At 26.3% G+C, this 12,083-nt stretch carries 11 protein-coding genes; 2 read left to right on the top strand and 9 right to left on the bottom strand.

Translation table 11 applies throughout. The features are described from left to right. Positions 1-92: 92 nt before the first annotated feature. Complete coding sequence (locus HUJ77_RS11390) at positions 93-515, bottom strand: UDP-N-acetylglucosamine pyrophosphorylase (RefSeq protein WP_291708723.1); 423 nt, start codon at positions 513-515, stop codon at positions 93-95. 48 nt (positions 516-563) lie between these two features. After that, positions 564-3,176 (bottom strand): 3'-5' exonuclease, encoded by a 2,613-nt coding sequence (locus HUJ77_RS11385; protein ID WP_291708722.1) that lies wholly within the window; start codon positions 3,174-3,176, stop codon positions 564-566. Positions 3,177-3,283: 107 nt separating this feature from the next. Here HUJ77_RS11385 and HUJ77_RS11380 point away from each other — a divergent pair, with 107 nt between their 5' ends. Beyond that, entirely contained in the window at positions 3,284-4,414 is a 1,131-nt protein-coding gene (locus HUJ77_RS11380; protein ID WP_291708720.1) for a metallophosphoesterase, read from the top strand. Between the two features lie 108 nt (positions 4,415-4,522). Here the strand turns inward: HUJ77_RS11380 and HUJ77_RS11375 are convergent, their stop codons facing one another. The 7 genes from HUJ77_RS11375 to HUJ77_RS11345 all read right to left on the bottom strand — a co-directional run bounded on the left by HUJ77_RS11375 (position 4,523) and on the right by HUJ77_RS11345 (position 10,978). After that, a complete protein-coding gene (locus HUJ77_RS11375) occupies positions 4,523-6,301 on the bottom strand; it encodes a M3 family oligoendopeptidase (protein ID WP_291708719.1) in 1,779 nt (592 codons plus the stop codon). A gap of 71 nt (positions 6,302-6,372) precedes the next feature. Continuing rightward, complete coding sequence (locus tag HUJ77_RS11370; protein WP_291708717.1) at positions 6,373-7,056, bottom strand: AraC family transcriptional regulator; 684 nt, start codon at positions 7,054-7,056, stop codon at positions 6,373-6,375. Positions 7,057-7,339: 283 nt separating this feature from the next. After that, positions 7,340-7,918, bottom strand: a complete 579-nt coding sequence (locus tag HUJ77_RS11365; RefSeq protein ID WP_291708715.1) for a hypothetical protein — start codon at positions 7,916-7,918, stop codon at positions 7,340-7,342. Positions 7,919-8,006: 88 nt separating this feature from the next. Continuing rightward, positions 8,007-8,414: a rhodanese-like domain-containing protein gene (locus HUJ77_RS11360; RefSeq protein ID WP_291708714.1), complete on the bottom strand. Its 408-nt coding sequence runs from the start codon at positions 8,412-8,414 to the stop codon at positions 8,007-8,009. Positions 8,415-8,486: 72 nt separating this feature from the next. Continuing rightward, positions 8,487-9,641: an RNA-binding domain-containing protein gene (locus HUJ77_RS11355; RefSeq protein WP_291708712.1), complete on the bottom strand. Its 1,155-nt coding sequence runs from the start codon at positions 9,639-9,641 to the stop codon at positions 8,487-8,489. A gap of 93 nt (positions 9,642-9,734) precedes the next feature. Continuing rightward, positions 9,735-10,286, bottom strand: a complete 552-nt coding sequence (locus HUJ77_RS11350) for a TlpA disulfide reductase family protein (RefSeq protein ID WP_291708711.1) — start codon at positions 10,284-10,286, stop codon at positions 9,735-9,737. An 11-nt stretch (positions 10,287-10,297) separates the two neighbouring features. Next, positions 10,298-10,978 carry a cytochrome c biogenesis protein CcdA gene (locus HUJ77_RS11345; RefSeq protein ID WP_291708710.1) on the bottom strand — a complete coding sequence of 227 codons (681 nt, stop codon included), beginning with the start codon at positions 10,976-10,978 and terminating at the stop codon, positions 10,298-10,300. 177 nt (positions 10,979-11,155) lie between these two features. Between HUJ77_RS11345 and HUJ77_RS11340 the strand changes: the two genes are divergently transcribed. Beyond that, a complete protein-coding gene (locus HUJ77_RS11340) occupies positions 11,156-12,001 on the top strand; it encodes a DegV family protein (RefSeq protein WP_291708709.1) in 846 nt (281 codons plus the stop codon). Positions 12,002-12,083 lie beyond the last annotated feature (82 nt).

Here is a 12,083-nt window from a genome sequence, read left to right as displayed (position 1 = left end):
CATGCCGCATAATGAAGAGTCTTTTTTCCTATTGTCTACTTGACAGGGTCAAGTTTAATAGGGAGCCTTTTAAATTAAGAAATTTTAAGTTATTAAATACCTTTAATAATATTATCTATATTTTCTACTGATGCATTTCTAATTGTAAAAATTATATCTTCATCAATTCTTAGCTTAGTTTCATTATTATTCGTCTTTACCTTATTTAAGTTAAGACCTGTATTACCAAGTTCTCTATATTTAGTTGGAGATAAATCTATATTAAATAATCCATCCTTTGCTCCAGTTATCTTTAATAAACTTCCTTCTAAGCAACTATCCTTTACCTTTAAAGTAATTATATTATTTCCTTTTACCACTACCTTATCTTCTGGTGCCGCTATAACTTCTACTTCTCCAGTTATAGTCATCCACCCTCCACTAAGCTTTGACTTAACTAATATGTTAACACTATATACCTCTGTAATCTTAGTTAACAATTGTCCAAGATTATAAATATTTAAATCATACTTCATTATTTTTTCTTCCTCGCTGTTTAATAAATTTACTTCATTATACTATAATTAATAATCATTATCCATATATTCTTTATTTATATTATTAATGAAGCCACTTATTCTATTTTCTCTACCATAGTCCTCATACTCATGACATGTTAAATATAGATGCTTCTTTGCCCTAGTTAAAGCCACATAGAAGGTTCTCATTTCTTCTTCTAAATTATTTGATTTTAATGCCATATATGAAGGGAAAACCCCTTCTTGAAGTCCACATATAAATACTATATCAAATTCAAGTCCCTTAGCTTGATGAACTGTAATAATAGGTATTCTCTTTTTGTTAGTTCTATTTACAATTAAACTTTCTAGTTCACCATTAGATAACCCTGTTATTCTAATTATATCTAATAAAGAATCTCTATAACTTTTTTCTTTATCATCTAATTCCTTAACTAAAACATAAAAGTCTCTAAGTCTTTCTATTTTTTCATTGGCTTCTTTTTCAATTTCACTACTTCTTCCACTATATAAGGTTTTTAAGCTAAAGCCTTTTATTATATCTACAATTATTTCATCTGGTCTTCTATTTTTAGCTCTTTCAAATAATATATTTAATGCAGTATTAATTTTTGTAAAGGCATTTAAATGATTACTAATTAAACTAATTCTTTTAAAGGAAGTTGGCATTAAGTCCTCTAAAATAGCTCTTACTAATAAGTCTTTAGTTGCTAATATATCATCCATAGCATCATGACTTGGTTTATTATCTGTATTAAATACTCTACTTAAGGTTTCTAGCTTATAGTTTTGTAATTTAGTATGAAATCTTCTATATATATCTAATGTGTCGTAAAAAGCTTTAAATTTTGGTCCTTCTAATCTATTTCTACTAAGTTCACTGGTTAAAATATTTATATCATATTGAACATTATGACCAACTATAATTGAATCCTTAGAAAACTCAAGAAATTCATTTAAAACCTTATTCTTATCTTCTCCTTTTTCCTGTAAAAACTCATCACTAAATCCATGTACCTTATAGGAGCCTTCTACAGATTTTTTGTTTTTCAAGAACTTTTCAAAGCTATCTATAACTTCACCCTTAGAATTAATCTTAACTGCAGCAATTTGAATTATTTCATCCTCTGTAACATCTGTTCCTGTACTCTCAACATCAAATACAATTACATTGTCTTTTTGAAATTCTTCTATTAATAAAGAATATTTTTCTCCATATACTTTTACATTTTCATCAATAAAGTCTGTAAGTGCTATTCCAACTTCCTTATATTCCTTTGAATCAATAGCCCTTAATGTAGCTTCTCCAATACCAGTTGGTAACCTTTTAACTATCCTTTTTAAACTAACATTATCATATCTATTAGCAATAAGTTTTAAAAAGGCTATTACATCCTTTATTTCTTGTCTTCTAAAGAATTTAAACTGATCAACTAATATAAATTCAAAATTAGCTCCCTCATAACCTATTATATTCCCTAGTTCTCTACTTAAATTTATATTGTAACTATTATCTCTACTTAATATACAAGCTTTTGAAAGGTCTTCTCCAGCCTTTTCTAACTTTCTAATTTCATCAAAAATAAATCTTGCTTCTTCCCTTAAATTCTTTGCTTTTCTTAGCTTAATTTTATCTCCCTTTTCATTAGTAATTGATGTAATTTTATCCTTATATATAGAGGAATACTTCTTATTGAAGGCATTTTCTAAAAAACTCAATGAACCATCTGTAATATATTTTGTAGATCTATAATTCTTAGTAAATATAACTTCTGTTGGATTATAATCTTTTTTAAATAAATCTAATATTTTTTCAGGTTCAGATCCCCTCCAACCATAAATGGTTTGAAACATATCTCCACAAAGTAATATATTATTATTCCCAAATATTTTTTCAATTATTGAATATTCTAAGGTACTAGTATCTTGTACTTCATCAATATTAATATACTTAAATTGCTTCTTTAAAGCTTCTACTAAATTTTCGTCTGTAAGCAATTCCTTAGCCTTTATAGTTAAATCTGCAAAATCTAACCCATGATTACTATAAAGTAGAGAATTATATAGTGTTACTAATTCTCCTCCCTTACTCTCTAGAAATTCCTTCATCTTTAGGTCTTGATTTCCCCTATTACTACAAATTGATTTAATTTTATCTCCTTGATATTTAAATATATACTTAACTACTTTATAATAATTTTTTAAAGAATCCTCTTCCTTAAAATTATGTTTTGTATTTTCTATTTTAACTAATTCTATAAATTGCTGAAGCTTATTTACTGGGTAATTATAATAATTACATTCCTTTATTATTTCCTTACAATCTTCTTCATCAAATACTAAGAAATCAGTAAATATATCCGTTCTCTTTTTAGCTTCACTCTTTATTAAATCAAAGCAAAAGCTATGAAAGGTTCTAATAGTTATACCCTTTGCTTTTTCTCCTACAATATCTTCAATTCTACCCTTCATTTCTGCACAGGCTTTATTAGTAAAGGTAATACATAATATTTCTTCAGCTTTAGCTTTGTTAGAATTTATTATATTTGAAATTCTAATAGATAGTGTGTTAGTTTTACCTGTTCCTGCTGACGCAAGAAGTAAAACATTTCTTTCTAGTTCATTTACAACTATTGATTGTTCTTTATTTAAAGACATTTTATATCACTCCCCTATTAAAAGTATCTTAAGTTATATTATACTATTACTTCAAACATTACCAATATGCTATAATAATAAAAAAGAATTTCTGGGAGTGGATACAAATGAAAGATAAATATATAATATTTTACACTATCTTTTTCAGCTTATATTCTATCTTAAACTTTTATATAGGAAAGGTAATATTTAAAGGGCTTAAAATTACTACTAATATATCTCCTTTACCCTTTTGGATAGCCTTTTGTGCCTTAGCATCATCTTATATAGCTTCTATGGCACTTACTAAGTATTTACCTTATAGATTAAACAATTTCTTTTCATTTATTGGCTCTTATTGGCTTGGGTTACTTATGTATGGTTCATTAATATTTCCAATTTTAGGGCTAATTAATTTAATATTAAAAAAATCTTCTTTATTAAATAATAAAATATATATTATGGAAACTGTATTAATGTCTATAGTATTTATAATATTTATAATAATTGGTACCTATAATGCTAATAACTCTTATGTTAAATCCTTTGATATTGATATTGAAAAGGATACATTAAAAGAGCCCTTAAATATAGTTATGGTTTCTGACTTACACTTAGGTAATATTATGAAAAATAACAGATTAAAAAGTATGGTAACTGAAATAAATGAGTTAAACCCTGATTTAGTTATTATTGCTGGGGATATTATTGATAGTGATATTACTCCTTTTTTAAATCATAATATGGCTGTGGAGTTTTCTAATATAAAATCTAAATATGGAACTTTTGCTACCCTAGGAAATCATGATGTTTTAACAAAAGAGGAAGATACCATTGTAGATATCCTTAAAGAAAATTCCATTACTGTTTTAAGAGATGAATCAGTTTTAATTAATGATGATTTCTATATAATTGGAAGAGATGATATAACAGTAAATAGATATGGCAAAGAAGATCGAGCTACTCTAGAGGGTTTAACAAAGGATTTGGATAGTTCTAAGCCTTTAATAGTTATTGATCACAATCCACAGTATATAAATGAAAGCTTAAATGCTAATATTGATTTGCAACTATCAGGGCACACACATAAAGGGCAAATCCTTCCTGGTAACCTAGTTACTAACAAAATTTTCGAAGTTGATTATGGATACTTAAAAAAGGATAATTTGAATGTTATAGTTTCATCAGGTTACGGTACCTGGGGACCTCCTCTTAGATTAGGAAGCAGAAGTGAAATAGTTCAAATCAAATTGAAATGAAAGAATGAAAAAATTAAAAATTGAGCTGTCTTATAGGCAGCTCAATTTATATAATCACATTTCAAAAACTCCATAGGAGTTTTTTCCTAAACTCTTAACTCTTCACTATTATTTTATTTCATAGCTTAATTCAATGAATTTTTCTATATCTTCTTCAATAAGCTTTAATGAACTTCTCCAGAAGTTAACATCATGAACATCTATATTCATTATCTTAGTTACATCTGCAACACTCTTTTTACCTGTAACTGCTAATAATTCTTCATATTCCTTACAGAAGCTATCGCCTCTCTTTAAATATTCTGCATATAGTCCCTTAGCAAATAAATTTCCAAAGGCATATGGGAAGTTATAGAAGTTTGCAGTTGCATAGTAATAATGTGGTTTCCAAGTCCACATATATTTATGAAGATAATTGTTATCTAATCCATCTCCATAAGCTTCCTTTTGTGCATTAAGCATTGCATTACTTATTTCTTCTACTGATAAAGAACTTTCTTTTCTCTTTTCAAAAACTTCACTTTCAAATAAGAATCTTGAGTATATATCTACTATAACTTGATTACAATCTGAAATTTCAGCTTCTAAAATAGCAAATGCTTCTTCTTTACTTGCTTCTTTTACAGCACTCTTTTTAATAATTATTTCACAGAAATTAGAAGCTGTTTCTGCAAGTGTCATAGGATATTCTGAATTTAACATAGTCTCGTTATTTAAGCATTCTCCATGGAATCCATGTCCAAGCTCATGTGCCATAGTTACAACATCACTAAAACTATTTCCATAGTTTAATAATATTCTACTTTCTCCAATATCTTTAATACTTGCACAGAATGCTCCTCCTACTTTACCTTCCTTAGGATAAACATCTAGCCAATTATTTTCATAAGCCTTTAAAACATAGTTAGCTAAATTATCACTAAACTTTCTAAAATTCTTTTCTACAAAAGCTTTTCCTTCTTCAAAGGTAAATTTCATTTCTTTTTCTATTACAGGAGCATATAAATCGTAAAATGGAAGCCCATTTTTATGTCCTAAAATTTCTGCTTTTCTTCTTAAATATTTTCTAAATGTAGGTAAACTTTCTTTAATAGCTGTAAGCATAGCATTTAAAATATCTTCATCCATTCTAGATTCTTCTAATGTCATATGAAGAGGTGATTTATAACCCTTAAGATTTGAAGTAGTTATTACTTCTCCCTTAATTCCATTTAATGAAGCTGCTACACCTTCTTCTATTTTTTCATAAGATTTAATTTCTGCTTCATAAGCCTTTTTTCTAACTTCTTTGTCCTTGCTATATGCCATATTTAATACAACAGTTAATGGAAGTGATTCTTCCTTTCCATCTACATTAATATCTACCTTATGTGTTGATATTAAATAATCCTTATAGTTTGACCAAGCATCTGAACCTGTGGTTCTCATCTTAGCTATTATAGCTTCTTCTTTATCACTTAGCATATATTTATTCTTGCCTATTATTTCTTTTATTATAAACTCATGCTCTTTTAATAAAGTTGATTTATTAATTACTTCATCTATATTTTCTACGCTAGCAATCCATTTATAAATTTTAGTTAAAGGTTCTGCTAAAAGACTATATTTGTTATTTATAACATCTAAGTACTTTCTACCTTCAACATTTTTTGAATCAGCACTAACAGTTAAACTTGCAAATGAAGCTACTTTACTAATAAGAAGATATATATTTTCAAGATTATTAATTATATCCTCTAAAGCACTTAATGTATCCTTTTCTTTATTTAAGTTTCCTGAAAAAACTTTTAAATCATTAATACTTTTATCAACCTTATCTAAATCTTCAAGAAATTCTTTAGATGTAAATGAGGGATAAAGTTCTTTTAAACTCCAATTATCTGACATTTTTTTGCCCCCTTATATTTGTTTTTAATTAATTATAGTATTTATTTAGCACTTTATCAATAAAATTACCATTATACTGAATAATTTTTATTTCTATATTTAAGTGGGGAAACTCCTACTAGCTTTTTAAAGGTATTTGTAAAGTGGCTTTGATCATGGAATCCTAATAAAATACTTATCTCCAAGATGCTTTTTTCAGTACTTAATAATAAAATCTTAGCTCTTTCAATTTTTATTTCCCTTAAATATTTCATTATTGATATCCCTTTATATTTTTTAAAACATGTGGATGCATATCCAACTGAAATATTTAAAGTTTTACATATTTCTTCTAGGGATATGTGATTTTCAATATTCAAATGAAGAGCTTGTAGAAGCTTGTTTACTGTAAAACTATCTGTAATTTCTGTATCGTGAATTAATAATTCCATATATTCGTTTATCATATCTAATTCTATTTCTTGCATTATAAATATAGAACTTGCTTCTTTAATTCTTCTATAAAATTTATTATATATTGGATGTAAATACTTCTTTGCAATTCCATTTCTTATTATTTCTCTTGTATAGATTGCATTCCATATAATAAGGTCGTCCATTTTATGTTCTTTATCTACCTCATCATAAATTTCTGAAGAATGCTTTGCCTTAATAACCTTTATTATTTCTTCTTTATTTCTAGAATCAATTAATAGTGACATTTTATTATTAAAAATATTAAAGTCAGATTCAAAACTCTCATATCCATCATTCATAACTACTCACTCCCACTATACACATAATAATTATATACATATTATATTATATATACTAAAACACCTACAATGATTTACCCAAATTTTACATTATGCTAATTAATACATTTATTTATTGCAAATATATTAGTTATTATTTGTTATTTTATCAAATTTATATAAAATTTTACAATCTATAAGTTATTTGTAAAAAAGGAGATAAATATTATATATTTGCAACCTCTGATTTTCTTCTAATCACAACTATATAGTATTTATCTCCTTCTACTATGAAGGTATTAATTTATCTTTTTTTTAGTATATCTAATACATATATCTTAAAATCTTCAAAACTTCCTTGAGCTATTGAAGCCCCCTTATTAATCTTTCCACTTAAGAAATTATATTCAGCTGATCCATAGTTAAAACTAGCACTTGAAACAATTATACTAGAATCAGTAACTCTATAATTAACATCTTTTAACATAAGCTCCTTACAGAATTCTATAAATTCATTTGCTTTTTCTAAATCGCCATTGCTAACTTCATTTAAAGTAAATTTAAATAAACTATAACCTCCAATTAAAGGTACCATTTTACCACTCACCATATAAAATACTTTTCCCATATTATAAAAATATTTCATATTTCCATAAGTCATTGTTCTATACTCATTATTTATTTCTAAATTTTTATTATCTAAGCCATGAAATTTTTCAACTATATCATCCCAAGCTTTGGCTTCAGCTGATTTATTATTGCTTATTACACTTTTAAATTGTTCATATGCTTTTTCTAAATCATTTCCCTTATTTATAATTGAATTATTTACTTTAACCACATACTCATTATTTTCGAATACTAACTCCACTTTACTATTCATTACTAAACTCCTTATTTATATAATTATGTATTATTATTTAATAATAGTTATTATATCATAGTGCTATTAATTTTCAACCAATTAATTATTACTTAACAATTTCATATGTCCAATCTTTTATGCCACAAAAATCATATATATTATTATATCCCATTTCAACTAATAAATTTGCTGCTGTAGCACTTCTATTGCCACTTCTACAATAAACTAGTATTTTTTTGTCTTTATCATTAAGTATATTCTCTGCTTCTACCTTTATTTCGTCTAGTGGAATTAATATACTATTTTCTATATGTCCACTTTCATATTCTTCTTTAGTTCTAACATCTAATATAACAACGTTTCCTTTTTCAATTTCTTCTTTTGCTTCTTCAGCGGTTATTTCAACAACCCTACTTTCATTATCATTTATACTATTTTCCTTTACTACATTACTACAACCTGAAATTATAAAAGCACTTAAAATCATAGTCAATATCAAATAAAATCTTTTCAATATTATCACCTCTCTACTATTATAAAGAAATAAATATACTAGATTTGTGATAAAGTCACAAACCTAGTATATTTACTTATTAGAAAGTTTTATTCCTGGTAAAACCACTTTAAAATAATCCTCCTTAATAGAGTTAATAAATTTAACCTTTCTACTATTATTAAAAGCTTTTTTTATTCTTACAAATCCTTGACCATTATTTAAAAACCTCTTATTATTATCTATTGTAATTAGTTTTTCATATAACCACATATTTCTCTTGCTTTGATTTATGTTGTTAATTGATATACTATTTCCAGTTATAGCTCCTGGACTTGTTATTATAACTTCTTTGTTACTTATATAAATATCTATCATCTTATCAAATACTGAATAATCTCTATATAATACTGCATTATTGATTGCTTCAATTACTGCATTTATAGGATAATCCTTTGGCAGAATATCTGAAACCTCTCTACTTGCTTTATCAATCATATTTAATACATTACCTTGAACTATTATAACTTCATCCTTATTAATATTTAGCTTATTATTAATTCTTATAATATTATGAGGCAACCAAAGACTATTAACATTTGAAAATACTAACAATCCGCCTAAGGTACAATTAAATTCTCCATTTTCCTTATCTCTTGATATAATTCTTGAGGTTTCAAGTAAAAACTCTTTATTTTCTTCGTTTATTTCAATACCTTTATTTTTAAAATAGTTTTTATATATAGACTCATCTAAAAAGCTTATATTGCTTTTTACTATTCTAGAAGTTTCTATAAAGAAATCCAAATTTTCTTCAAAGGATTCTAATAATTCTTGTTTTCTCATAGTGTCAGTAGTTGAACCTCTTCTAATATAAAAGGCCCCATTTTCTCTAACTTGGTATGGTTTTTGTTCTCCATCATATATTGTTATTATAGAAACTTTTTTGTTTTCTATTAATAAGTTATCTACAGAAATTGGAATTGGAGGCTCACATCTTGAGGTAATTATTTGTTGAACTTGTTCTTCATTAATGACTTCATTATCTTCTAATCCAACTATCCTTTTTGACTTGTCCTCAACTCCTATTATTATGTAACCTCTTCCCCCTCTTGAATTTGCTATTGCACAAACATCTTTTGCTAACTCCTTTTTGCTACTTTCCTGCTCTAAGGATAGCTTCAATTTAAAATCTAATTTTACTCCCTCTTCCTTTTTTATTAAACTAAGAATCTTTTTGCTATCCATTCTCTCACCCCACTAATTTATTGCTATATAAATATTTTACTATAAAAATAGAGAGAGAAGCTATAATAGTAGCTTAACCCTCTCTTAATTTTACTATTTTATTATCTTATTAATATTGTCAAAAAGTGTATTCTTATCTATTAAGCCTTCTCTGTCATAAGCAACTTCCCCAGCTTTATTTATAAAAATAGTTCTAGGAATACCCATAATATTATAGGCATTTGCAGCACTAAGCTCCTTATCAAATACAACCTTCATATCTAAATTATTATCTTCTAAAAACTTTAATGCTTTTTCCTTTGTTTCTCTTTTTCCGTCAGTTAAATTAACCATTAGTATTTCTACATCATCTCCATATTCCCTTATAGCCTCTTCAAAATATGGCATTTCTTCTCTACAAGGTCCACACCAACTAGCCCATATATTGACTACTACTGGCTTTTTATCCTTAAAGTCAGATAATTTTACTACATTGCCTTCTTCATTATATACAGTGAAATCATTGGCTTGTTTTACTTCTGTTTGCAATGAATCAATCTCATTAGGTACGTATGAACCTGATAAATATTCATATCCAAACTTTACAATAACTATTAATAAAATTAAAGATACTATTAACACTACTATTTTCATTTTGTCTTTCATAAATTAACCTCCTAATTAAATGTTAACCAAGATAATAATAGATTTAAGTAACCAGTCATCATCATTAATCCTATTATTATAAGTAATATTCCTGATACAGTATTTATAATCTTATAATTTCTTTTAATAAATTTAAAAACACTCTTAAGATTTTCAATTAATATAGCTGAAATTATAAATGGTATACCAAGTCCTAAGCTATAGGATAAAAGCATTAAAACACCCTTTAATGTATCTTGTGAATTAGCAGCTATCATTAAAGCAGCTCCTAAGAAAGTTCCTACACAAGGAGTCCATCCAATTGCAAATATCATACCAAATAATATAGATGAAGTTAAATTTAATTTATTTAAATTGGTTTTATTCTTTAATTTAAGACTCTTTTGTAAGAAAGTAATTTTAAATACACCAATGTAATTTAATCCAAAAACTATTAATAATAAGCCTGCTATTATATTAAATAGTTTCATATACTTTTGTATAAAAGATCCAAAGGTTCCTGCTGCCGCACCTAAAACTGTAAATACTACTGAAAATCCAATAACAAAACCTATAGAATTAAGTAAAGCTTTATTATTATTTTTATTATCATTATCTCCCATAAAATATGATATATATATAGGTATCATAGGTAAAATACAAGGTGAAATGAAGGTAATTATTCCTTCTAAGAAAAGTATCAAATAATTCACTTAACCACTCCCTTCATTTTCTATTAATATATCACAATATTCAAATAAATTGAATAAGGTACTTTTTTGATACTATTACATAAACAAAATATCATATAGTTTTAATAACTATATGTTGTCTTTCATTTCATTTTATGATACTTTATTAATATATATAATAAAGAAAGGAATGTTATTATGAGTAAAATAGCTTTAATTACAGATAGTACTTGTGGATTACCTAAAGAATACGTAGAGAAATACAATGTTAAAATTGTTTCTTTAAAAATATTATACAAAACTAAAGAGTATATTGATGGTGTTACTATTTCTCCTGAAGAGGTTTATTCTAAATTACCTGAGGAGTTACCTACTACTTCAATGCCTTCAGTTGATGATGTTTCTAATTTATATGATGAATTAATTAGAGAAGGTTATACTCATGCAATAGTTTTACCTGTTTCTTCTGGTTTATCTGGAACAATAAATAGCTTCAGACTTGCAAGTGAGAATTATAAAAATATTAATTCATTTATTTTTGATACAAAAATATTATCTATGGCTGTAGGATTAATTGTAATTGAAGTTGGTAAAATGATAGAAGAGAATAAGAGCTTTCAATATATTTGTAATATGATTCCAAAATTAAGAGAAAATTTATGGATGTACTTCACTGTAGATACATTAGAATACTTAATAAAGGGTGGAAGAATAGGTAAGGTATCTGGTGGAATTGGCGAAATGTTAAATTTAAAGCCTATAATCACTATGGATGAAGATGGGGCTTATACAACCTACACTAAGGTAAGAGGATCAAAGCAAGCCTTTAACAAACTTACTTCTTTAGCCTCAGAAATTTTAGATAAAGGGAAAAGTAAAGTTATTATAATGACTGGTACAATGCACGAAGAAGCAGAAAAACTTAAAGAGCTTTTACAAAAGCATAAAAACACTACATTTATTTATAAAGGAACAATTACTCCTGCTGTTGGAATACATTCTGGGCCTAGATTATTAGCTGTAGCTGTTATGAATGAAATATAAATGAGCTGCATTAAGCAGCTCATAATTTAGAATGTAAAATGTAGAATTATTGAAGTAATTTGTTCCAAATTACTAAAAATAT

This window comes from Clostridium sp., from assembly GCF_021443865.1.
Lineage (GTDB): Bacteria > Bacillota > Clostridia > Clostridiales > Clostridiaceae > Clostridium.
Note: the sequence above shows the minus strand (reverse complement) of the source record. Positions and strands in the feature narration are given on the sequence as shown.